Annotated in this window: 22 protein-coding genes and 1 pseudogene; 9 read left to right on the top strand and 14 right to left on the bottom strand. The window is 72.8% G+C overall.

Translation table 11 applies throughout. The annotated features are described in order from the left end of the window. Positions 1 to 1035: 1035 nt before the first annotated feature. Genes benC through benA form a run of 3 tightly spaced genes read right to left on the bottom strand, consistent with a single transcriptional unit; the run spans position 1036 to position 5528 of the window. Positions 1036 to 3609, bottom strand: coding sequence for a benzoate 1,2-dioxygenase electron transfer component BenC (benC, locus tag ACNAYW_RS14000; protein WP_415850299.1), 2574 nt, complete (start codon positions 3607 to 3609; stop codon positions 1036 to 1038). A 21-nt stretch (positions 3610 to 3630) separates the two neighbouring features. Beyond that, on the bottom strand, positions 3631 to 4155 hold the full coding sequence (gene benB, locus ACNAYW_RS14005) for a benzoate 1,2-dioxygenase small subunit (RefSeq protein WP_415850300.1): 525 nt from the start codon (positions 4153 to 4155) through the stop codon (positions 3631 to 3633). Continuing rightward, positions 4152 to 5528, bottom strand: a complete 1377-nt coding sequence (gene benA / locus ACNAYW_RS14010) for a benzoate 1,2-dioxygenase large subunit (RefSeq protein WP_415850301.1) — start codon at positions 5526 to 5528, stop codon at positions 4152 to 4154. The genes benB and benA overlap by 4 nt, the downstream gene beginning before the upstream one ends. Before the next feature lie 207 nt (positions 5529 to 5735). On the opposite strand from benA, the gene ACNAYW_RS14015 reads away from it, so the two are divergent. Genes ACNAYW_RS14015 through ACNAYW_RS14050 form a run of 8 tightly spaced genes read left to right on the top strand, consistent with a single transcriptional unit; the run spans position 5736 to position 12344 of the window. After that, on the top strand, positions 5736 to 6641 hold the full coding sequence (locus ACNAYW_RS14015) for a LysR substrate-binding domain-containing protein (protein WP_415850302.1): 906 nt from the start codon (positions 5736 to 5738) through the stop codon (positions 6639 to 6641). Beyond that, positions 6638 to 7750: a mandelate racemase/muconate lactonizing enzyme family protein gene (locus tag ACNAYW_RS14020; RefSeq protein ID WP_415850303.1), complete on the top strand. Its 1113-nt coding sequence runs from the start codon at positions 6638 to 6640 to the stop codon at positions 7748 to 7750. The genes ACNAYW_RS14015 and ACNAYW_RS14020 overlap by 4 nt, the downstream gene beginning before the upstream one ends. Positions 7751 to 7803: 53 nt before the next feature. Continuing rightward, complete coding sequence (gene catA / locus ACNAYW_RS14025; RefSeq protein ID WP_415850304.1) at positions 7804 to 8658, top strand: catechol 1,2-dioxygenase; 855 nt, start codon at positions 7804 to 7806, stop codon at positions 8656 to 8658. Beyond that, the gene (catC, locus tag ACNAYW_RS14030; protein WP_415850305.1) at positions 8658 to 8957 is read left to right on the top strand and encodes a muconolactone Delta-isomerase; all 300 of its coding nucleotides are present in this window, start codon (positions 8658 to 8660) and stop codon (positions 8955 to 8957) included. Before catA ends, catC begins: the two co-directional genes overlap by 1 nt. Beyond that, positions 8954 to 9646, top strand: a complete 693-nt coding sequence (locus ACNAYW_RS14035) for a 3-oxoacid CoA-transferase subunit A (RefSeq protein ID WP_415850306.1) — start codon at positions 8954 to 8956, stop codon at positions 9644 to 9646. Before catC ends, ACNAYW_RS14035 begins: the two co-directional genes overlap by 4 nt. Continuing rightward, positions 9643 to 10317 carry a 3-oxoacid CoA-transferase subunit B gene (locus ACNAYW_RS14040; protein ID WP_415850307.1) on the top strand — a complete coding sequence of 225 codons (675 nt, stop codon included), beginning with the start codon at positions 9643 to 9645 and terminating at the stop codon, positions 10315 to 10317. The genes ACNAYW_RS14035 and ACNAYW_RS14040 overlap by 4 nt, the downstream gene beginning before the upstream one ends. Next, positions 10310 to 11113, top strand: a complete 804-nt coding sequence (locus ACNAYW_RS14045; protein ID WP_415850308.1) for an alpha/beta fold hydrolase — start codon at positions 10310 to 10312, stop codon at positions 11111 to 11113. Before ACNAYW_RS14040 ends, ACNAYW_RS14045 begins: the two co-directional genes overlap by 8 nt. A 37-nt stretch (positions 11114 to 11150) precedes the next feature. Continuing rightward, positions 11151 to 12344 carry an acetyl-CoA C-acetyltransferase gene (locus ACNAYW_RS14050; RefSeq protein WP_415850309.1) on the top strand — a complete coding sequence of 398 codons (1194 nt, stop codon included), beginning with the start codon at positions 11151 to 11153 and terminating at the stop codon, positions 12342 to 12344. Positions 12345 to 12354: 10 nt separating this feature from the next. Here ACNAYW_RS14050 and ACNAYW_RS14055 read toward each other — a convergent pair whose 3' ends face one another. The 5 genes from ACNAYW_RS14055 to fdxA are packed head-to-tail and all read right to left on the bottom strand — an operon-like array spanning position 12355 to position 15371. Next, the gene (locus ACNAYW_RS14055) at positions 12355 to 12762 is read right to left on the bottom strand and encodes a hypothetical protein (RefSeq protein ID WP_415850310.1); all 408 of its coding nucleotides are present in this window, start codon (positions 12760 to 12762) and stop codon (positions 12355 to 12357) included. Continuing rightward, on the bottom strand, positions 12749 to 13030 hold the full coding sequence (locus tag ACNAYW_RS14060) for a hypothetical protein (RefSeq protein WP_415850311.1): 282 nt from the start codon (positions 13028 to 13030) through the stop codon (positions 12749 to 12751). The genes ACNAYW_RS14055 and ACNAYW_RS14060 overlap by 14 nt, the downstream gene beginning before the upstream one ends. 18 nt (positions 13031 to 13048) lie before the next feature. Then, on the bottom strand, positions 13049 to 13936 hold the full coding sequence (locus ACNAYW_RS14065; protein ID WP_415850312.1) for a multinuclear nonheme iron-dependent oxidase: 888 nt from the start codon (positions 13934 to 13936) through the stop codon (positions 13049 to 13051). After that, entirely contained in the window at positions 13936 to 15021 is a 1086-nt protein-coding gene (dapC, locus tag ACNAYW_RS14070; RefSeq protein WP_415850356.1) for a succinyldiaminopimelate transaminase, read from the bottom strand. The genes ACNAYW_RS14065 and dapC overlap by 1 nt, the downstream gene beginning before the upstream one ends. A 17-nt stretch (positions 15022 to 15038) precedes the next feature. After that, positions 15039 to 15371: a ferredoxin gene (gene fdxA, locus ACNAYW_RS14075; RefSeq protein ID WP_068524555.1), complete on the bottom strand. Its 333-nt coding sequence runs from the start codon at positions 15369 to 15371 to the stop codon at positions 15039 to 15041. Positions 15372 to 15497: 126 nt separating this feature from the next. On the opposite strand from fdxA, the gene ACNAYW_RS14080 reads away from it, so the two are divergent. Then, positions 15498 to 16697: a NupC/NupG family nucleoside CNT transporter gene (locus tag ACNAYW_RS14080; protein ID WP_415850313.1), complete on the top strand. Its 1200-nt coding sequence runs from the start codon at positions 15498 to 15500 to the stop codon at positions 16695 to 16697. A gap of 42 nt (positions 16698 to 16739) precedes the next feature. Here ACNAYW_RS14080 and ACNAYW_RS14085 read toward each other — a convergent pair whose 3' ends face one another. The 6 genes and pseudogenes from ACNAYW_RS14085 to ACNAYW_RS14110 all read right to left on the bottom strand — a co-directional run. Beyond that, positions 16740 to 17249: a Uma2 family endonuclease gene (locus ACNAYW_RS14085; protein ID WP_415850314.1), complete on the bottom strand. Its 510-nt coding sequence runs from the start codon at positions 17247 to 17249 to the stop codon at positions 16740 to 16742. A gap of 65 nt (positions 17250 to 17314) precedes the next feature. Further along, positions 17315 to 18082, bottom strand: a complete 768-nt coding sequence (locus ACNAYW_RS14090; protein WP_415850315.1) for a hypothetical protein — start codon at positions 18080 to 18082, stop codon at positions 17315 to 17317. Further along, a complete protein-coding gene (locus ACNAYW_RS14095) occupies positions 18079 to 20670 on the bottom strand; it encodes a bifunctional FO biosynthesis protein CofGH (RefSeq protein WP_415850316.1) in 2592 nt (863 codons plus the stop codon). Before ACNAYW_RS14095 ends, ACNAYW_RS14090 begins: the two co-directional genes overlap by 4 nt. Continuing rightward, positions 20667 to 21020, bottom strand: coding sequence for a hypothetical protein (locus ACNAYW_RS14100; protein ID WP_415850317.1), 354 nt, complete (start codon positions 21018 to 21020; stop codon positions 20667 to 20669). The genes ACNAYW_RS14095 and ACNAYW_RS14100 overlap by 4 nt, the downstream gene beginning before the upstream one ends. After that, on the bottom strand, positions 21020 to 21943 hold the full coding sequence (gene mshB / locus ACNAYW_RS14105; protein WP_415850318.1) for an N-acetyl-1-D-myo-inositol-2-amino-2-deoxy-alpha-D-glucopyranoside deacetylase: 924 nt from the start codon (positions 21941 to 21943) through the stop codon (positions 21020 to 21022). The genes ACNAYW_RS14100 and mshB overlap by 1 nt, the downstream gene beginning before the upstream one ends. Continuing rightward, a pseudogene (locus tag ACNAYW_RS14110) lies at positions 21940 to 22609 on the bottom strand (ABC transporter family substrate-binding protein); the annotation flags it as partial. The gene mshB and the pseudogene ACNAYW_RS14110, both read right to left, overlap by 4 nt. Position 22610 lies beyond the last annotated feature (1 nt).

The following is a 22610-nucleotide window of genomic DNA, read 5'->3' on the forward strand; positions in this document are numbered from 1 at the left end:
CGGTGTCCGCGTCGGCGGCCACCCCGGTGGCCGCGGCGAACGCGGCAGCCGCCGAGGACCATTCGCCGCGGTCGGCGAGCGCGGCGCCGTCGTCCGCGAGTGCGACCGCCAGCGCCGCGTCGCTCCCCAACACGGCCGCTGCGCGGTGCCGCAGGGCGCGGTGCGGATCGACCACTGTGGCCGCCGCCGCGTGCAGGCGCGCCCGGTCGGTCCACGACGACGCCTCCTGCACCGCGCGGGCGACGATCGGTGCGGGCGGCAGGACCCACGGCCCGTCCCGGTCCCGGCGGGCGCGCACCAGGCCGCGGACCGTGAGCGCGTCGAGCACCTCGGCGGTCACCTCGCTCCCCGCGACGGCGGCGAGGGCCGTGGGGGCGGCGCCGCCGAGGATCGCCGCCGCGAGCGCGATGCGCGCGGCATCCGGGCCGACCTCCGCGAGCGCCGCGGCCACCCGCTGTCGCTCCGCCGCAGGCACCCCGTCGCCGGGGTGACCGGCCGAGCGCGCCGACTCGTCGAGCGCGGCCAGCGTCGCCTCGATCGCGCCCGCGGTGCGTCGGTGCAGCCGAACCGCGGCGGCGCCCGACAGGTCGAGTTCGCGGTCGCGGGCGAGGGCGACGATCTCGTCGGCGGAGAACGCGTCGAGCGTGAGGTGGAGGTCGGCGCCCAGGGCCCGGGCATCGTCGGTCCAGAGGTCGGAGGCTGGTCGCTCCGCCGTGGCGCGGGCGAGCACGACCGTGGTCCCGCCCTGCGCCGCGGCGGCGNCGGCGGCCNGGTCCTCGGACCCGAGCCGCTGCGCATCGGCGACCACGACGGCGTCGGCGGCGAGGGCCGCGCGCAGGCGCGCACCGTCGTCCCCCGCCAGTGCCGCGAGGGCCTGCACGACGGGCGCGCCGGGGAGCGCGAGTGTCGCCAGCGCGCGGGCGCCGCGGCCGGACGGGTCGCCGACCACGGCCAACCGGGCTCCGCGGATCCGCCGCACCGACCAGGGCTCCATCGCCCCACGATAGGGGGCGATCGGGGCCGTGGGTCGGCGGTTCAGCCGAGATCCCCGCCGCCGACGGGCAGCACCGAGCCGGTGAGATAGCCGGCCTCGTCGCTCGCCAGGAAGCAGATCACGGCGGCCTGTTCGTCGAGCGTGCCGTAGCGGTGCATCAGGCTCGACTCCAGCGTCTGGTCGATGTGCGCCTGGAACCAGGCGCGCTCGGCCTCGGTCTCGGGCACGTCGCCGCCGCGGGGGATGCGCCGCGGCGGCGCCTCGGTGCCGCCGGGCGCCGAGGCCACCACGCGGATACCGCTGTCGGCGTACTCCATCGCGAGCGAGGCGGTGAGGGCGTTGACGCCGCCCTTGGCCGCCGAGTACGGGACGCGGTGCACGCCGCGGGTGGCGACGGACGAGACGTTGACGATCACGCCGCGGCCGCGCCGCTGCATGGACGGCAGGACCGCCCGGCAGGAGAACAGCGTGGTGAGCAGCGACCGGGTCACCTCGGCGCCGATCTGGGCCTCGGTGAACTCCGTGAAGGGCTTGAACCACATCGCCCCGCCCACGTTGTTGACCAGCACGTCGATCCGGCCGAAGCGCTCCAGCGCCTGCGCGGCGACGTCCTGTGCCCCCGTGAGCGATTCGAGGTCCGCGACGGCTGCCACCGCCTCGGAGCCGGCCCGCGTGAGCTCCTCGGCGAGCTCGCGGACCAGGTCGGACCGGTCCACGAGCACGACCTGCCCGCCCTCCGCGTGCACCCGGCGGGCGACGCGCTCGCCGATGCCCTGCGCGGCGCCGGTGACCACGACGACCCTGCCGGCGAACCGCCCGGGGTGGACGAACGCCGGCGTGCGCGCCAGCTCCTGCTCGTGCATCGCGCGCCGGGTGGTCTCCATCGACCGCTCGGCGTGGTCGGCCACCAGCGTGCGGGCCGCCTCCCGGTCCCCGGCGGCGATCGCCTCGACGATGTCGAGATGGTCCTGCGCGCAGCGCGGATGGATCCAGGTGGCGCTGCGCAGCGTGGTGTCCATGTGGTTGCGCACGCCGAGCCGCTGGTACGCCGCGAGCAGGTGCTCGTTGCCGGTGAGGGTGAACAGGTAGTCGTGGAAGGCCGCGTTCGCCTCGGTGTACCCGGCGGCGTCGGTGAGCCGGTCGCCGTCGAGGTACGGCACGGTGGCCTCCGCGAGCAACCGGTAGCCCGCCAGCTGCGGCGAGCCGAGCCGCCCGAGGACCAGTTCCAGCGCGCCGAGCTCCAGCGCCTTGCGGGCCTCGAACACGGCGTCGGACTTGCGGATGTCCGGGTGCTCCTCGCCGATCTCGTACCCGCCCGGCACGATCGGCTCGGGCGGCGCGCTGAGCGGCTGCAGGTCCCGTGCGGCCAGGATCGGCTGCCCGGCGAGCCCGCGGGCGTCCGGGTTCTCCACGAGGGAGCCACCCGCGTCGACCAGCAGGCCCGCGAAGGTCAGTGCGCCGGCGGGCGCCGGCACCGTCTCTGCGTGGAGGTCCGCGGACGGGGCCGCGGGGGCGGGCCGAGCCGCGCCGGCGGCGGCCGCCCCCTCGGCGGCGGGTGTCGCGGCGGGTGGCTCAGCGGGTGTCGCGGCGACCGCCGGCAGGAACTTCTCGTAGTAGAAGCCCGTCGGCGTGATGCCGAGCCGGTCCAGCTCGGCCCGGAAGCCGTCGATCATGGGCGGCGGCCCGCACAGGTAGACGGCCACGTCGCCGCCGTGCAGGTGTGCGGTGCGCAGGATGTCGGTCACGTGCCCGCGGTGCGCGGCGGCGCTGTCCGGCGCGGAGACGCAGTGCTCGAAGGCGAACTCCGGCAGCTCCTCCCGGAGCCCCGCGAGCACGTCGAGCTGCGTGAGATCCCGGTCCTGCGAGACTCCGTAGAGCAGCTGGACCGTGCGGCCGGGGTCGCGGGTGCGCATGGACCGCAGCATGGACAGCATGGGCGCGAGCCCGGTGCCGCCGGCGACGAGCAGGGCGGGCCGGTCGGCCTCGCGGAGGAAGAACGAGCCGAGCGGGCCGCGGAACCGCACGCGGTCGCCGACGGCCGCCCGGCCGGTCAGCCAATCGGACATCGCGCCGCCGCCGGGGATCAGCTTGACCAGGAACTCCAGCTCCTCGTCGTCGGGGTGGGAGGCGAACGAGTACGACCGCTCGGCGTCCGGCGCACCGTCGACCCCGGATCCGGGCACCGCGATGTTGACGTACTGACCGGGCAGGAAGGCCAGGCGCTCCCGCTCGTCTGCGCGCAACCGCAGCCCGACGGTGCTCGGGGTGAGCCGCTCGAGGCCGGTCACGGTCGCGGCGAACTCGCCCACCTGCGTCTTCGCCACCGCCGAGGTGCTGTTGATCTGCAGCACCAGGTCGGAGGTCGGCGACATGGAGCAGGGCAGGCAGTAGCCCTGCTCCGCCTCGCCCGCGGTGAGCGCGTCCTCGACGTAGGTGCCGCCGTCGTACGTCCCGGATTCGCAGAGCGCCTTGCACGTTCCGCACGCCCCGTCGCGGCAGTCGAGCGGGATGTTGATCCGCTGCCGGTACGAGGCGTCCGCCACGGTCTGGCCCGGGTCGACCGAGATGAACCGGGTCACCCCGTCCTCGAAGGCGAGCGCCACCTGATGCGCCATGATGAGATCCCTTCCGCCCGATCAGACGTGGTAGATGTCGACGACGTGGTGGATGTAATCGTTCTTGAGCACCACCGTCTTCCGGCGGAACAGGGGCTGCTCGCCCGAGAAGTCCAGCGTCGCCAGGGTGGTGCCGTAGTACGGATCGACCGTGTCGTACCGGAAGTACATGGTGTGCCAGTTGAACCGGACGTCCACGAGGTCGCCGCGACGCTCGATCACCTCGACGTTGCTGATGTTGTGGCTCGTCCGCGGCTCGGGCAGCGAGGTGGCGGAGGAGCGCTCGGTGCGGATCCGGAAGACGCGGTCCGTGAGGCCCGCCTTGTCCGGGTAGTACACGAGGGAGACCTCGGTCTGCGGGTCCTCGGTGAGCTTGTCGTCGTCGGCCCAGGCGGGCATCCAGAACTCGCAGTCGTCCGCGTAGCAGTCCAGCCACTTCTCGAACTCGCGGTCGTCGAGGTGCCGCGCCTCGCGGTACAGGAACTGCTCGATGACGTGCTGGTCGATGGTGCGGGTTCCGGTCGTGGTGGTGGCGGGTGCGCTCATCGGACGACCCCCTTCGCGGCATCGGCGCGCAGGCCGGCCTGGAGGGCCTCCTGCCAGTACTTGTGCTGCACGGGGTACAGGCCCTCGTCCTCGTTCTTGACGCCGGAGGAGACGACGCCGGTCATGCCGAGGGTGGTCGCCACCTCGTCCGGGCCGGTGAGCCAGTGCTCCGCTCCGCGGCTCATGTCGTTCCACTGCGCGGCGGTCGCGAGGAAGGTCTTCTGGCAGCTGCGGAACTCCTCGAGGTCGTCCGGCGTGGCCATCCCCGAGGCGTTGAAGAAGTCCTCGTACTGCCGGATCCGCCAGGCGCGGTTCTGTTTCGACTCGCCCTTCGGCGCGATGCAGTAGATGGTCACCTCCGTCTTGTCCACGCTGATCGGGCGGAAATGCCGGATCTGCGTGGAGAACTGGTCCATCAGGTAGACGTTCGGGTAGAGGCACAGGTTGCGGGAGCCGCGGACCATGAAGTCGCCCTTGGCCTCCCCGTACTGCTCCTTGAGCTCGTCCATCCGGTCCCACAGCGGGCGATCCTGCGGGTTCCCGGTCCAGGTCCACAGGCACAGGTGTCCGTTGGGATAGGACCAGTAGCCGCCGCCCGATTTGCCCCACTGGCCGGCGTCCACGGTCTTGGTGGTGTTCGTCGAGTCGCCGGTGTTGCGCCGGCTGGTGGTGGCCGCGTAGTTCCAGTGCGTCGCGGTCACGTGGTAACCGTCGGCGCCGTTCTCCGCCTGCACCTTCCAGTTGCCGTCGTAGGTGTAGGTCGAGGCGCCGCGGAGCACCTCGAGTCCGTCGGGCGACTGGTCCACCAGCATGTCGATGATGGTCCGGGTGTCACCGAGGTGCTCCTCGAGGGGCAGCACGTCGGGGTTCAACGAGCCGAAGAGGAAGCCGCGGTAGTTCCCGAACTTCGCGACCTTCGTCAGGTCGTGGCTGCCCTCGTGGTCGAACTGCGCGGGGTAGCCGGCGCCGTCGGGATCCTTGACCTTGAGCAGCCGGCCGTCGTTGCGGAACGTCCAGCCGTGGAACGGGCAGGTCAGCGTCTTGCGGTTGTCGGTCTTCTTGCGGCACAGCATGGCGCCGCGGTGCGCGCACGCGTTGATGAGCAGGTTCAGCTCGCCGTCCGAGCCCCGGGTGATCACCACGGGCTGCCGGCCGATGTAGGTGGTGTAGTAGTCACCCGGCTCGGGAACCTGGCTCTCGTGCGCGAGGTACACCCAGTTGCCCTCGAAGATGTACCGCATCTCCAACTCGAAGGTCTCCTCGTCGGTGAAGATGTTGCGGTTCACCCGGTAGACGCCGTCCGCGGGGCGCTCGTCGATCGCGTGATCGAGCACGTCCGCGGACGGGGTGGGCGAGGGTTCGGTGACGGTCATCGGGAGACCTCCGGTCGACTGAGTGGCTGTGATCCCCATCACCGTCGCGCGCGGAGTGCCTCCCGCGCGCCGGGCATATCGCTAGCAACCCACCAGGGTGTCTTCATTGCTCATGAGGCACTAATCACGTCCGAATAGGTCCTGGTCTTTCCCAATCAATGCTCCTACCGTGAGATGCACATCACATGAGACAGCGAGGAGGACGTCGTGGAACTCCGGCACCTGCGCCAGTTCCTGGCCGTCGCGCAGACCGAGCACTTCGGTCGCGCCGCGGACGGGCTGCACATCGCCGGCCCCGCCCTGTCGCGGTCCGTCCGGCAGCTCGAGGCCTCCCTCGGCACCCCGCTCTTCGAGCGCACCACCCGCCAGGTCGAGCTCACCGAGGCCGGCCGGGTCTTCGCCGGGGAGGTCCGGCGGATCCTCGCCGAGCTCGACGGTGCCGTCGGGCGCGCCAGGCTGATCGGGCAGGGCGCGAGCGGCGTGCTGCGCGTCGGTGTCACCGGATCGGCCTCGTACGGCGTGCTCCCCCGGGTCGTCCGTCGCGTGAAGTCCGCGCTCCCCGACGTCGAGCTCACCATCGACACCGAGATGCTGACGCCACTGCAGGCCGCCGCCCTCACGGACGGCCGGCTCGATCTGGCGCTGCTGCGCACCCCCGTCGCCGTCGAGGGCATCGCGCACCGCGTCCTGTTCGCGGAACCGCTGATCCTCGCCCTGCCCCAGGGCCACCGGTTCGACGGCGACCCCGACGTCACCGTCGCCGACCTCCAGGACGAGGCCTTCGTGACCTATCCCGCGGACACCGGCTCCGTCGTGGACGGCGCAGTCGTCCGGACGTGCGCCGCCGCGGGCTTCACCCCGCGCCGCGCCCACCAGGTGCCGCAGACCTCCACCCTGCTCGCGCTCGTCGCGGCGGGGCTGGGGATCGCCCTGGTGCCCCGCACCGCCAGCTCCATCCAGCTCCCCGGCGTCCACTTCGTGGATCTGCCCGACACCGAGAGCGTCGAGCTGGCCCTCGCGTGGCGCGCCGCCGACGATTCGCCCCTGCTCGCCCGCGTCCTCGACGCGCTGGGCGGCACCGACCTCACCGACGAACGGGAGTCCGCGGCATGACCGATCTCCGCATCACCGCCATCGACGCGATCCCCTACCGGATCCCGTACGTCAAACCGCTGAAGTTCGCCTCCGGCGAGGTCACCCACGCCGATCACGTGCTGGTGCGGGTGCACACCGCCGGCGGTCTGGTCGGCCACGCCGACGCGCCGCCGCGGCCCTTCACCTACGGCGAGACGCAGGCGGGGATCGTGGCCGTCATCGACGGCATCTTCGCGCCGCAGCTGGTCGGGCAGGACGCCGACCGCCGCGCCGTGCTGCACGCCCGCCTGCACCGCACCGTCGGCAATCCCGCGGCGAAGGCCGCCGTCGACATGGCCGTGTGGGACGTGCTCGCGCAGGCGTGGGGCACCTCCGTCAGCCGCGCCCTCGGCGGCTTCACCGACCGCATGCGCGTGTGCCACATGCTCGGTTTCGACGCGCCCGCCGCGATGGCGCAGGAGGCCGCGGCCGTCCGGGACCGGTACGGCATCACCACCTTCAAGGTGAAGGTCGGGCGCCGCCCGATCGACCTCGACGTCGACGTGGTCCGCGCGTTGCGGAACACCCTCGGCGACAAGGCCGAGCTGTACATCGACGGCAACCGCGGGTGGACCCCGTCGGAATCGCTGCGCGCCCTCGACCTGCTCGCGGACGCCGGGCTCACGCTCGCCGAGGAGCTGTGCCCCGCCGACGACGTGCTGGGCCGGCGACGGCTCGTCGCGCAGTGCCGCGTCCCCTTCGTCGGCGACGAGTCCGTGACCACCCCGGCGGAGGTCACCCGCGAGCTGCTCGGCGGCGGCGCCACCGCCGTCTCCATCAAGACCGCCCGCACGGGATTCACCGGCTCGCAGGAGATCCTGGACCTCGCGACCGGCCTCGGCGTGGAGGTGGTGATGGGCAACCAGATCGACGGCCAGCTCGGCACCGCCTGCACCGTCGCCTTCGGCGCCGCCCACGCCGCCACAAGCGCGCGCGCCGGCGAGCTCTCCAACTTCCTGGACATGGCCGACGACCTGCTGACCGAGCCGCTCCGCATCGTCGACGGCGAACTGGCGGTCCCCGCCGGGCCGGGGATCGGCGTCACCGTCGACCCCGACAAGCTCGCGCACTACCGCCTCGACGGGTGAGATCCCCGTCCCCCAGCCCCTTTCGACACCAGCCCATCCCGAGGAGAAGAAACATGACCGCCACCGAATTCGATGCCAAGGCCGCCGACTCCGGAGCCGGCGCCACCGCCGCCTTCCTGAAGAAGCAGGGCGCGGGCGCCGAGACCCCGCCCGAGCGCGTCTCCCAGCTCGCCACCGAGGTGATCACGGCCGTACACGACGTGATCCGCCGCCACGGCGTCACCTACGCCGAGTACGACGCGGTGAAGTCCTGGGTGATCAACGTCGGCCGCGACGGCGAATGGCCCCTGTTCCTGGACGTCTGGATCGAGCACGTCGTCGAGGAGGTCGCCAACGCGCACCACCAGGGCAACAAGGGCACCATCGAGGGCCCGTACTACGTGCCCGACGCGCCGGTGATCGGCGCCCGCGGCCCGCTGCCCATGCGCGCGGACGAATCCGGCACGCCGCTCGTCTTCTCCGGGCAGGTCCGCGATCTCGACGGCAACGCCCTCCCGGGCGCGAAGGTGGAGATCTGGCACGCCGACGCGAGCGGCTTCTACTCCCAGTACGCCCCGGGGCTGCCGGAGTGGAACCTGCGCGGCACCTACCTCGCCGACGAGGACGGCCGGTTCGAGATCACGACGGTGCGTCCCGCGCCCTACCAGATCCCCACCGACGGCTCGTGCGGCAAGCTCATCGCCGCGGCCGGCTGGCACGCGTGGCGGCCCGCCCACCTGCACCTCAAGGTGTCGGCGCCCGGCAAGGACCTGCTCACGGCCCAGCTCTACTTCCCCGGCGACGCGCACAACGACGACGACATCGCCTCCGCCGTGAAGCCCGAGCTGGTGCTCGATCCGCAGCCGGCCGCCGACGGCACCGGCGAGACCGTGGTCTACGACTTCGTGCTCGACCCGGAGACGAACTGATGGCGCTGTACGCGGTGCGCATGGACGTCGCCATCCCCGACGACGTGGACCCGGCGGTGCGCGCCGAGACCATCGCCACCGAGAAGGCCTACAGCCAGGAGCTGCAGCGCGGCGGCGAATGGGTACACATCTGGCGGATCGTCGGGCAGTACTCCAACATCTCCGTCTTCGACGTCGCCGACAACGAGCGGCTGCACGAGATCCTCTGGGGCCTGCCGTTGTTCAAGTGGATGACCGTCGAGGTCACGCCGCTCGCCGCGCACCCGTCGGACATCGCCGCGGGCGGGGGTGCGCCGTGACCGCCCGGATCGTCGGCACGCCCGCCGAGGCCGTCGCCGGCGTGACCGACGGCGCCACCGTCCTCGTGGGCGGATTCGGCCTCGCGGGCATGCCCTTCGACCTGATCGAGGCCCTCATCGAGTCCGGCGCGACCGATCTCACCGTGGTCAGCAACAACGCCGGCAACGGCGACCACGGGCTCGCGGCGCTGCTCGCCGCCGGCCGGGTCCGCAAGGTGATCTGCTCGTTCCCACGCCAGTCCGATTCCTGGGTGTTCGACGGGCTGTACGCGGCCGGCCGCATCGAGTTGGAGGTGGTGCCCCAGGGCACCCTCGCCGAGCGGATCCGCGCCGCGGGCGCGGGGATCGGCGGCTTCTACTGCCCCACCTCGGTGGGGACGCCGCTCGCCGAGGGCAAGGAGGTACGCGAGCTCGACGGGCGCACCTACGTACTGGAGTCGCCGATCCGGGCCGATCTCGCGCTGATCGCCGCGCACCGCGCCGACGGCGCCGGGAACCTGGTGTACCGCAAGACCGCCCGGAACTTCGGTCCGATCATGGCGACCGCCGCCGAGCTGGTCGCCGTGCAGGTCGACGAGGTGGTGCCCACGGGCTCCCTCGACCCCGAGAGCGTCGTGACGCCGGGCATCTACCCCGACCGCATCGTCGCCGTGCCCACCCGGCACCTGGCCGTGGCGGGTGCGCGATGACCGCCGCGCTCGCCGCCCCGGCGATCTCCCCCGACCTCGTCGAGCACGCCGCACCGCTGACGAAGGCGGAGCTCGCCGCGCGGGTCGCGGCCGACATCCCGCCCGGCTCGTTCGTGAACCTGGGGATCGGGCAGCCGACCACCGTCGCCGATCACCTCGACCCCGCGAGCGGCGTGGTGCTGCACACCGAGAACGGCATGCTCGGCATGGGCCCCGCCGCCGTGGGCGAGCAGGTCGACCTCGACCTCACCAACGCCGGCAAGGTCCCCGTGACCGAACTGCCCGGGGCGTCGTACTTCCACCACGCCGACTCCTTCGCGATGATGCGCGGCGGGCACCTCGACTACGCCGTGCTCGGCGCCTTCCAGGTGTCCTACCGCGGCGACCTCGCCAACTGGCACACCGGCGCCCCCGGCGCGATCCCCGCGGTCGGCGGCGCGATGGACCTCGCCACCGGTGCGCGACAGGTGCTGGTGATGATGACGCTGTTCGCGAAGGACGGGACACCGAAACTGGTGCCCGGCTGCACGTATCCACTCACCGGCCTCGGCTGCGTGAACCGCGTGTACAGCCCGGACGCGATCATCGAGTGCGGACCCGACGGCGCCGTCATCACCGAGGTCTTCGGCACCACCGCGGGCGCCCTCCTGGCCCGGCTGCGCGATGCCTGACCGGATCGTCGCGACCCGGCACGGCCCCGTCGGCGTGACCACGGCAGGAGGCGGCCCGACGGTGCTGTTGCTGCACGGCTTCCTGTTCTCCCGGGCCATGTGGGCGCCGCAGCTCGGCGCGCTGGCCGGCGCCGGACACCGGGGCGTCGCGATCGACCTCCTCGGCTTCGGCGACACCGCGCCCGCACCGCCCGGCGGCGAGATCCCGCTGCACCACCACGCCGAGGCCGCGATCGACGTGCTCGACGCGCTCGGGGCCGAGCGCTTCGCCGCCGTCGGCTACTCGATGGGCGGCCAGGTGGCGCTCGAACTGGCGGACCGCGCCGGCCCGCGGCTCGAGCGGCTCCTGCTCAGCGACACCTTCGCGGGCCTCGACACCCCGGAGGTCCGTGCCGCGCGGCGCGCCCTCGCCGACCGGCTGGAGGCGGAGGGCACCACCGCGTACGGCGCGGAGTTCCTCCCGGCCGTGCTCGGGCCGACGACGGTCGCGACCCGGCCGGCGGTGTGCGACCTCGCGCGCGCCATGATCGCCGCCGCGCCACCGTCCGGGGCGGCCGCCGCGCTGCGCGGCCGGGCCGGACGCCGCGACCTCACCGCCGTGGCCGCCGGATTCGCCGGCGCCGCACGGGTCGTGGTCGGCGCCGAGGACGTCTTCGACGCCGGCACCCTCGGAGCGGCCCTGGCCGCGGCCCTCGGCACCGACGATCTGCACGTGCTCCCGGCCGCGGGCCACACCCCGTCGCTCGAAACCCCCGGCGCGTTCGACCGGCTGCTGCTGGAGCTCCTGCGCCCCTGACGCTCCCCATCCGGACCCGTCCGACGAGAGGACACCCATGCCCGACATCGTGATCTGCGAACCCCTGCGCACCCCGGTCGGCCGGTTCACCGGCGCCCTCCGGGACGTGCCGCCCGAGACCCTCGCCGCCACCGTGATCCGCGCCCTGGTCACCCGCACCGGCATCGACCCCGCCGCGGTCGACGACGTCGTCCTCGGCCAGGCCGGCCCGAACGGGGAGGCCCCGGCCATCGGGCGGATCGCCGCCCTCGACGCCGGCCTCGGCATCGGCGTCCCGGGCCAGCAGGTGGACCGCCGCTGCGGTTCCGGCCTCCAGGCGGTGCTCGCGGCCGCGGGACAGATCGCGACGGGCGGCGCCGACGTGGTGATCGCGGGCGGCGCGGAGTCGATGAGCCGCACCGAGTTCTACGACCGCCGGCTCCGCTGGGAGGACGACGCGCCGGCGGATCCGGTCGACCGGCTCGCCCGGGCGCGCGTCACCGCCGGTGGACGGTCCCACCCCGTGCCGGGCGGCATGGTCGAGACCGCGGAGAACCTGCGCGCCGAGTACCGGATCTCCCGCGCCGCGCAGGACGACCTCGCCTTCGCCTCCCACGGCAAGGCCGTGGCGGCGCAGCGGGCGGGGCGGTTCGCCGACGAGATCGTTCCCGTTCCCACGGATTCCGGCACCGTCGACACCGACGAGCACCCCCGGCCGAACGTCGACCGGGACAAGCTCGCGACCCTCACCGCCCTGCGCTCCGCGGTGGACCCCGACTCCACCGTGACCGCGGGCAACGCCAGCGGCCAGAACGACGGCGCCGCCGCCGCGATCGTCGCGAGTGCCGCGGCGGCGCGCAGGCACGGACTCACCCCCGTGGCCCGGCTGGTGTCGTGGTCGGTCGCCGGTGTCGCCCCGGAACGCATGGGGATCGGGCCCGTGCCCGCGACCGCGGCCGCACTGGCACGCGCCGGGATCGGTCTCGCCGACCTGGACGTGATCGAACTCAACGAGGCGTTCGCCGCCCAGGTGCTCGCGGTGCTCGCCGAGTGGGGGCTCTCCCCCGAGGACCCGCGCCTGAACCCCAACGGCTCCGGCATCTCCCTCGGACACCCCGTCGGCGCCACCGGGGCGCGGATCCTCGCCACCGGCCTGCACGAGCTCCGCCGGCGCGAGGGCCGCTACCTGCTCGAGACGATGTGCATCGGCGGCGGCCAGGGCATCGCCGCCGTCTTCGAACGGCTGCCCTGACGGCCCGGGGTCAGCGCGGGGCGCCGTACACCCGAGATCCCACCCGTACCACGGGCCGGCCGTGCGCGAGGGCCCAGCGCCGCGCGCCGCTGCGGACCGCCTCGACCGCGACCCACGCGCGCTCGGCGTCGGAGCCGTGCGCGCGGAGCCAGGCGATGTAGTCGCGGGCGTCGTGGGCGGAGCAGTCCGCCTTCGGGTGCGCGGCCGCGTAACCGACGAAGCCGCGCGGCCAGCCGGGCAGGGTCCGCAGCGCCGGGAGGGCCCGGGCCGCGGAGCCCGCCCGCTTCACCGCGAGGACCCGGCCGGTCAGCGCGGCACCGGCCCCGTCGAAGCCGGGCGGCACCCGGCCGGCGAGGAGATCGGTGAGCACCGCCGCCTGCCGGTGCCGCAGCCGGTCCCGGGCCTCAGGAGGAACCACAGCTGCTCGAACTGCTCGACGAGCTGGACCCGCAGCCGCTGGAACCCCCGCAGCTGCTCGCGCTGCAGTTGGAGCCGGAATCGTGGCCCGAGTGGTGCGAACCGCCGTCGGAGCCGCCGAAGAACCAGGCCGAACCGCCGCCGTCGCCCGCCGAGCCGCCCCGCCCGCGGGACCGCCCGCCGCGCCGCCCACCGTTCTGACCGCCCGCGATGGACACGCACACGGCGATCACTGCGAAGATCACGAAGAACACCACCAGGAATTCCATCCCGCACCTCCTCGTCGTTCAGTCGATCCCGAGAACCTCTCGTAGGCACAGCATCTCGTGCCGGACGGCGGATTCGATCACGGACTCGTCACGTTCCAGCAACACTCCGGGCAACGTGCCCCCACCTGCGGCGACGCCCCCAAGAGAACGCTGTGAATCCCGCCAGACGGCGAGCAGATCCAGAACTTCCGGACATATCGGATCGGCGTGGGTGTCGAGGTAGAGGTCGCCGTCGAAGCGCCCGCCCGCGATGTGCACGTACGCGACGGCCTCGAGCGGGTACCGCCGCAGCTCCGCGGCGGCGTCGGTGCCGCGGGCCGTGCACGAGGCGTAGACGTTCGCGAGGTCGAGGACCAGGCGCACCCCGGTCCGCTCGACCAGCTCCCGCAGGTAGGCCGGCTCGTCGTAGCCGTCCTCGGGCCACGCGAACAGGGCCGCGATGTTCTCGAGCGCCAGCGGCACGGGCAGCGCCGCCTGCGCCGCCCACACGTTCTCCACGAGTACGTCGAGCGCCTCCGCCGTGCGCGGCGCGGGCATCAGATGGCCGGCCTCGAGGACGTCGTCGTGGGGTCCGGCCGCGGCCCCGTCGTCCAGCCCGACCGTGCCGGCCCGGACGAAGGCGACGTGCTCGCTGACCAGCGGCGCTTCGAACGCGAGGGCCAGGTCCGCGAGCCGCCGCAGCCGGCCGGCGTCGGGGAGGTCGGCGCCGGCGATGCCCAGCGTCACGCCGTGCGGCACCACCGTGACGCCCGACCGCGCCAGTTCCGCGAGCTCCGCCGGCGGGTCGGCGGGGTCGACGTTCTCCGCCACCACCTCGGTGAACGCGACGGACCCCGACCGCGCACCGTCGAGCAGCATCCCGGCGAGCTCGGGCCGCCACGCGGCCGAGACGCCGGAGATCGCCATCAGGCCAGGCGCTGGGCGGCGGCGGCGATCCGCTCGTCCGTCGCGGTCATCGCGATGCGCACGTGCTGCGCGCCCTGCGGGCCGTAGAACTCGCCCGGCGCGGCGAGGATGCCGCGCTCGGCCAGCCAATCGACGGTGTCCCGGCAGGGCTCGCCGCGGGTCGACCACAGGTACAGCCCGGCCTCCGAGTGGTCCACGGTGAAGCCGGCGCCGCGGACGGCCTGCAGCAGCGCCGCGCGGCGCGCGGCGTAGCGGGCGCGCTGCTCGGCCTCGTGCTCGTCCACCGAGAGGGCGTAGGTCATGGCGGCCTGCACCGGGAAGGGCACGATCGCGCCCGCGTGCTTGCGCACGGCGGCCAACTCGGCGATGAGGGCCGGGTCACCCGCGAGGAAGCCCGCGCGGTACGAGGCCAGGTTCGAGGTCTTCGAGAGCGAGTGGATCGCGATCAGCCCGGTGGTGTCGCCGTCGCAGACGCGCGGGTCGAGCACCGAGACGGGCTCGGCCTCCCAGGCCAGGCCCAGGTAGCACTCGTCGGAGGCCACGATCGCGCCGCGCTCGCGCGCCCACTGCACCACCTTGCGCAGGTGATCGACGCCGAGCACCTTGCCGGTCGGGTTCGACGGCGAGTTCACGAACACGAGCGCCGGCCGCTCCGGGCCGAGCTGGGCGGTACCGTCGGCCCGCACCGGCCGCGCGCCGGCCAGCAGCGCGCCCACCTCGTAGGTCGGGTAGGCGACCTCGGGGATCACGACCACGTCACCCGCGCCGAGGCCGAGGATCGACGGCAGCTGCGCGATCGCCTCCTTGGTCCCGATCACGGGCAGGATCGCGTTCTCGGGCAGTTCGACGGTGCCGTACCGGCGGCTCAGCGCGGCGGCGGCGGCCTCCCGCAGCGCGAGGGTGCCGATCGTGGCCGGGTAGCCGGGGAACGCGGACCCCTCGTAGAGGGCCCGGCGGATCGGCTCGGCCACCGGGTCGACCGGGGTGCCGACGGACAGGTCGACGATGCCCCCGACGTGCGCCGCGGCCTTCGCCTTCGCGCCCGCCAGGGTGTCCCACGGGAAGTCCGGCAGGCCGGACGCCACGGGCACGCGCGGCACGATCAGTGCTCGGTGTCGGTGTTCATGGGCGGGAGCGCCTTGATGAAGGGGTGGTCGTAGTCGATCTTCCCCTGCTTGGCGGCGCCGCCGGGCGAACCGATCTCGTCGAAGAAATCGATGTTCGCGGTCACGTACTCGGCCCACTCGTCCGGCACGTCGTCCTCGTAGAAGATCGCCTCGACGGGGCACACCGGCTCACAGGCGCCGCAGTCCACGCACTCGTCGGGCTGGATGTACAGCATCCGGTTGCCCTCGTAGATACAGTCGACGGGGCACTCCTCGATACATGCCTTGTCGAGCACATCCACACAGGGCTCTGCGATGGTGTACGTCACCTGTCATCTCCTTCGCACCGACTGCTTCCACCCGACAGTATTCCGCGCCGTTGGAACGTGTCACAAAGAAGTGTCGCCTAACCTGCCGGTGTGTGATTTCATTCACCAGTGCACGTAATCGTCGGTGTGTTCGGACTCGTCGTCTTCCTCCTCCTCGCGTACCTGCCCACGCGGAACGTCGCCCTGCTCAAGAAGAAGGCGCCGTACATCCTGGGCATGCTCGCGATCCAGTTCGTCCTCGGCCTGGTGATGCTCAAGACCCCGGTGGGCAAGTACGTCATCGACGGCATGTCCACCGGCTTCCAGCACCTGCTGAGCTACGCCCACGAGGGCACGGCGTTCGTCTTCGGCGGGCTCGTCGACTACAAGAAGGACGCCTCGAGCGGCACCCCCTTCTTCCTCAACGTGCTGACGCCGATCATCCTGATCTCGGCGCTCATCGGCATCCTGCAGTTCATCAAGGTCCTGCCGCTGGTCATCAAGTACCTGGGCCTCGGCCTGTCGAAGATCACCGGCATGCCGAAGCTGGAGTCCTTCAACTCCGTGAGCTCGGCGATCATCGGCCAGTCCGAGAACTTCATCGCGATCAAGAAGATCCTGCCCACGCTCCCCGAGAACCGCGTGTACACGCTGTCCGCCTCGGCGATGTCGACGGTCTCGATGTCGATCGTCGGCTCCTACATGGTGATGATCGAACCCCGGTACGTCGTGGCCGCGATCGTGCTCAACCTGTTCGGCGCCTTCGTCGTCGTCTCCCTCATCAACCCGTACGAGGTGGCGCCGGAGGACGACGTCTACGCGCCGCCGGAGCAGAAGAAGCAGTCCTTCTTCGAGATGCTGGGCGAGTACATCATGGATGGCGCCAAGGTCGCGCTCACCGTCGCCGCGATGCTCATCGGTTTCGTCGCGATCATGGCGCTCGTCAACGGCATCTTCTCGGGCCTGTTCAACGGCACCACCTTCCAGGACGTCCTGGGCTACGTGTTCGCGCCGCTGGCCTGGCTCACGGGCGTGCCGTGGAGCGAGTGCCAGACCGTCGGCAGCCTCATGGCGACCAAGCTGGTGACCAACGAGTTCGTGGCGATGCTCTCCTTCACCGAGCAGAACCCCGGCGGGCCGCTGCAGCTCTCGCACCGCGCCGAGGCGATCGCGCAGACCTTCTTGGTGTCCTTCGCCAACTTCAGCTCGATCGGCATCATCGCCGGCGCCGCGAAGTCGCTGGCCCCGGTGCAGGGCGACCAGATCGCCAAGTTCGGCCTCAAACTGCTCTACGGCGCGACCCTGGTCTCGTTCATCTCCGCCACCGTCGTGGGGCTCATCTCCTGATCCGAGGTCGACGGTAGGCTCCGGGCCGGGCCGGGTCCCTCGTCAGGCCAGTGCGGTCAGGTCCACGCGGAGGTCGAAGGGCACCGTCGTCGTGAATTCACCTGTGGAGGTTGCGCCTTCGTATTGGCCGTCGCGGAGGGTGAGGGCCTCGATGCTCGGGCCGCCGTCGAGGTCGACGATCCAGTAGTGCGGGATGCCCGCGTCGGCGTACTCGCTGCGCTTGGTCACGAGGTCCTGGCGCCGGGTGCCGGGCGAGAGGATCTCGACGACGAGCAGCACGTCCGCAGCGACGAGGTCCGTCGCGGTGCCGGTCGTCACGATCACGAGATCCGGACGACGCACGGTCGGTGGGAACCCGCTCGCCACGATGACGTCGACGTCCGGCACGATTTCATGACCGTCGGGCACGTGCGGAAACAGCTCCATCCCGAGACGGAACCCCGCCTTCTGATGCCTCGGCACTGGACTCGGAGACACGATCAGGACCCCCTCCTGAAGCTCCGACCGCCCCGACGTGTCCTCCCCCAAGGCACGCCAGTCGTCCAGCGACATCAAGTCGACTCTCCGAGCTGCGGTCATGAGCCGAGTCTAGCCCCGCAGAGCGACAGGAACCGGGGCTACGCCTCGGGCTCGGGGTCCGCCTCGACGCCCGACGGAGCCGCGTTGCCGGCGAAGGCGGCCTCGAGGCCGAGGATCTTGGCGCCGTCGGAGGCCTGGGCTTCGACGATGCGCAGCGTGGCGAACTCGCCCACGTAGCCGGCGGCCGCGCCGACCACGGGCAGCCTGCCGAGGGTGTCGAAGACGCCGCCCGGACGCGGGCGCGATTCGAGCGCCGAGCGCGCCGACTTCACGGTGTGCACCACGTCGCGGATCGCGCCGAACGCCGAGCGGACGCCGCCGCGCAGCTTGTCGCCGGTCTCGCGGACGGGCACGAGGTCCTGGAATCCCGGCTGATCGCCGAGGAGCGCGCGGGCGTCGATCTGGCGGCGCGAGAGCACCCGCGCGACGAGGTCGATCTGCTCCGGAACCTGGTCCACGCCGTGCTCCCCCGCCACGCCGACGACCACGAGGGTCTGGTTGGCGAAGCCGAGGTAGGTCTGCACGGGCAGCAGCCGCGCGACGAATCCGAGCGTGCCCGGCCAGGCCACCGCCACCGTGGAGACGGCGCCGACGGGGATGACCCACCAGCGGGAGCGGCCGTCGGCGTCCCGCTTGAGGTAAGCGTTGACCACCGGGATCGGGGTGAGCCCGGCCAGCGTGGAGACGAAGCGCACCCCGGCGACGGCCGGCCGCGCGACCGTCACGAAGACCCCGACGGTGCGGGCCAGCTCCAGGTCGGTCACCGTGCCCGTGACCGCGCCGCCGCGCGGCTCGAGCGCGTTCACGCGGCACCCCGCTGGGCGTGCGTCGTGGTGCGCTCGCGCGCCGGGCGCCCGATGCCGTTCGCGATCGCGTGCAATTCCGCCACCGTCTTCTCCGATCCGTGTGCCGATCCCGCCATCCGCGAGATCGTCTCCTCCATCAGGGTGCCACCCAGGTCGTTCGCTCCGCCCTGCAACATGGCCTGCGTTCCGGCCGTGCCCAGTTTGACCCACGACGTCTGGACGTGGTCGATGCGGCCGTGCAGCATGACCCGCGCCAGGGCGTGCACGGCGCGGTTGTCCCGCTTGGTGGGCCCCGGCCGGGCGGCGCCGGCGAGGTACAGCGGGGCGCTCTGGTGCACGAAGGGCAGGGGCACGAACTCGGTGAAGCCGCCCGTGCGGTCCTGGATGTCGCGCAGCACGTTGAGGTGCGTCACCCAGTGCGACGGGTTGTCGACGTGGCCGTACATCATCGTCGAGCTCGACCGGATGCCCACCTCGTGGGCGGTGGTGACCACGTCGACCCACGCGGAGGTGGGCAGCTTGCCCTTGGTGAGCACCCAGCGCACCTCGTCGTCGAGGATCTCGGCGGCGGTGCCGGGAATCGTGTCGAGGCCGGCCTCGCGCAGCCCGATCAGCCAGTCCCGCACCGACTCCCCCGAGTGGGCCGCGCCGTTGACGATCTCCATCGGGCTGAAGGCGTGCACGTGCATGCCGGGGACGCGCTGCTTGACGGCGCGCACCAGGTCGGCGTAGCCGGTGGCGGGCAGGTCGGGGTCGATGCCGCCCTGCATGCACACCTCGGTGGCTCCCACCTGCCACGCCTCCTCGGCGCGGTCGGCGACCTCCTTCATGGAGAGGGTGAAGGCGTCGGCGTCGCCCTTGCGCTGCGCGAAGGCGCAGAACCGGCAGCCGGTGTAGCAGATGTTGGTGAAGTTGATGTTCCGGTTGACCACGTAGGTCACGACGTCGCCGACGGCGTCCTTGCGGAGCTGATCCGCCAGCGCCACCAGGGCTTCCAGACCGCTGCCCTCCGCGTACGCGAGGGCGCGGTACTGGTCGTCGCTGAGCCCGCCGGGGTTGCGCTCCGCGGCCCGCAGGGCGGAGAGGACGTCGGACTCGACCCGCTCCGGCGCCGACAGCGAGAGCACCTGCTCGCGCACCGACTCCCAGTCGCCGAAGGCGGAGCCGAGGTCCGAGCGGGTGTCGGTGTTGCGGCCGTCGACGTCGATCGCGGTGTTCAGGTCCGTCCGGCCCGACGACGCCCACTCCTCGTCCGGCTCCTGCCACGGCAGTCCGACGGGCATCGCGTCCGGGTCGGCGAGCCCGGTCTCCGCATCGGCGAGGGCCGCGACGTGCGGCGCGACCCGCGGGTCGATCCACGGGTTGCCGGCGCGCACGTACTTCGGCTGCGCCGTGAGCCGCTGCCGCAGCTCGAAGCCCGCGTCGGCGGTGATCGCGGCGAGGGCGTCCAGGTCGGGCCAGGGGCGCTCGGGGTTGACGTGATCCGGGGTCACGGGCGAGACGCCGCCCCAGTCGTCGACGCCGGCCTCCAGCAGCAGCCGGCACTCGTCGGCGGAGACCAGGTTCGGCGGCGCCTGCACGCGCATCGCCGGGCCCAGCACCATCCGGGTCACGGCGATCGCCGCGCGGTAGACCTCAAGGTCCGCGTCCTCGACCGACCGCATCGCGGTGTCCGGCTTCGCGCGGAAGTTCTGGATGATGACCTCCTGCACGTGGCCGAAGGCCTTGTGCACCTTGCGGATGGCCATGATCGACTCGGCACGCTCGCGCTCGTCCTCGCCGATGCCGATGAGCAGCCCCGTCGTGAAGGGCACCGAGAGGCGCCCCGCGTCGGTGAGGGTGCGCAACCGGACCGCCGGGTCCTTGTCCGGCGAGCCGTAGTGCGGCTGCCCCTTCTCCGTGAAGAGGCGCTCCGAGGTGGTCTCGAGCATCATACCCATCGACGGCGCGACGGGCTTGAGCCGCGAGAGCTCCTCCCAGCTCATGACGCCGGGGTTGAGGTGCGGCAACAGCCCCGTCTCCTCGAGCACGCGGATCGCCATGGCCCGCACGTAGTCCAGGGTGGAGTCGTAGCCGCGCTCGTCGAGCCAGGTCCGCGCCGCCTCCCACCGGTCCTCCGGCCGGTCGCCCAGCGTGAACAGCGCCTCGTGGCAGCCCAGCTCGGCGCCGCGGCGCGCGACCTCGAGGATCTCGTCGGGCTCCAGGTAGGCGCCGTGGCCCTCCGCGGCCAGCTTGCCCGGCACCGTCACGAAGGTGCAGTAGTGGCAGCGGTCGCGGCACAGCCGCGTGATAGGGATGAAGACCTTCTTGCTGTAGGTGACCTGCGGCGTACCGTCGGCGCCGGTCAGCCCGGCCTCGAGGAGGCCTGCGTCGCGCACCCGCGCCGCGGAACGGCACAGGTCGTCCAGGTCGTCGCCGCGCGCCGCGAGGAGCGCCTGCGCCTCGTCGACGTTGAGCACCGCTCCGTCCCGCGCGCGGCGCAGGGCGCGGCGCATGGCCGACGCCGTCGGCACGTACGGCTCCGCCGCGCGTTTCGGCACCGTCGGCAGCGGGAGGAGCGCGGGGGTCTGCTCTGAAGCGTCCGTCACTTCTCCGATGATGCCAGGTGTCCCGCCAGGATCGGCATCCCGATTCCACAGAGCAGGAGCAGGAGCAGCCGCCAGTCGGCCAGGAGCACGATGTCGCCGCCCGGTCCGCCGACCAGGAAGGCCGCGATCACCAGGAGGAACGCGATCACGGGCAGGGCGCCGTGCACGGGCTCGCCGCCCAGGCGGCGGGCGGCGACGGAGATCCCCGCGAGCAGCGCTCCGAAGAGAACCGCGGAGAGCGGAAGGGGCACGGCCCCGACGTACAGGTAGAGGTACATCGTGGCGCCCACCGCGCACACGGCGCCGCCCACGGCCGCGAGGCCGAGCAGGATCCGGTCGAGCGGCTCCATCACAGGACTCCCGCGAACAGGTTCCGTTCGACCCCGTCGGGGCCGGGGACGACGGTGCCGCGGGCCAGGACGTAGGCCTCCTCGGCGAAGACGGGCTGCGCGATCCGGTTCGTCAGGGCGAGGGCGGCGCCGTCCGCGCTCACGCCGAGCTGCGTCGCATGGGCGCGGAGCGCGGCGCGCTTGCGGTCGAGGACGCCGGAGACGTCGATCCGGGTGGTGATCGCCGCGTCGTCGTGGGCGGGCAGCTCGTCCGCGGCGGGAACCCGCCAGTCCCGGGGCAGCTCGGCGCGCGCCGCCGCCGCGCGCAGCGCCGCGAGCCCGGCGTCGAGGTCGCCGCGGGAGGTCACGGCCCAGTACAGCTTGGCGACGTCCCAGGGCTCCCCCGGCACGCCGGGGTCCGCCGCGGCGTCGACGGCGGCGTGCGTGAGCCGGTGCGCGGCGATGTGGTCGGGATGGCCGTAGCCGCCGACCTCGTCGTAGGTGATCACGACCTGCGGCCGCGTGTCCCGGATGATGCGGGTCAGGGCCTGTAGGGGGCCGCCGTCGACCTGCGTCCGATACGGCGACGCGGCGAAGGCGCGCGGGTGCTCGGCCGCGGGCGTGCCGGCCATGCCGGAGTCGCGCCAGCGCCCCATGCCGCCGAGGAAGCGGGGCCGCAGCACCGGCCCTCCGGGGTCGCTCAGCGCCGCCAGCGCGCCGGCGAGCTCGCCGATCCGGTACCCGCCGAGCTGATCGGCGTTGTCGGCGGTGAGTTGCGCGAAGCGCGGCTCCATCACCTCGCCCTCCTCGCCGAGCGTGCAGGTCACGACGGTCACCTCGGCACCGTCGGCGAGGTGGCGCGCGATGGTCCCGCCGGTGGTGATCGTCTCGTCGTCGGGGTGCGCGTGCACCAGCAGCAGCCGCCGTCCGCTCGCCGGGGTCATCGGCGGGCCCATCCCTCGACGCCGGTGAAGACGCCGTCGCGCGGCGTCCCCTCCAGCGTCACGCCCTGCACCGTCGGTCCCACGGCCGTCAAGGTCACGTCCTGCAGGATCGGCAGCACCGTCGCCCGGGACCACAGCTGCGCGTCGATCGCCGCGAGATCGATGGGGCCGCCGCGCAATCCGTCGAGGGCGAGGCCCTGCAGGTCCGCGTCGCACAGGCCGGAGAGGTTGCCGCCCACGGTGGTCGCCGCGGGGTCGTTCTCGAGGTTCGGCGTCGGCGGCGTGCTGGTGGCCGTCGGCCGCTGGGTGCCCTCCGACGGGGGCGCGGGGCACTCGACCCGCGAGGCGAACCGCTCCGCGGGCGTGGGACCGGTGGCGGACCAGCCGACCACGGCGTCGACGGCACCGTCGAGCAGCGCCGTCCCCGCGACCACCTGCGGCTCCAGCGTGACGACCGAGGCGAAGACGCCCATCGCCCGAAGCTGGTCGGTGGCGTTGCTCGCGACGGCGAACGCGGCGACGTTGCCCTGCGGCACGCCGATCCGCAGGAACATCGGCACCCCGTCGCGCACGTACTGCTGGACGTTCTCGCCCGGCGACGGCGAGGGCGGGACCGGCAGCGCCGAGGGGTCGGTGCCGGGTGTCGCGCTCCCCGGCTCGGTCGTGN

Source organism: Tsukamurella ocularis, from assembly GCF_965138335.1.
Classification (GTDB): Bacteria; Actinomycetota; Actinomycetes; order Mycobacteriales; family Mycobacteriaceae; genus Tsukamurella; species Tsukamurella ocularis_A.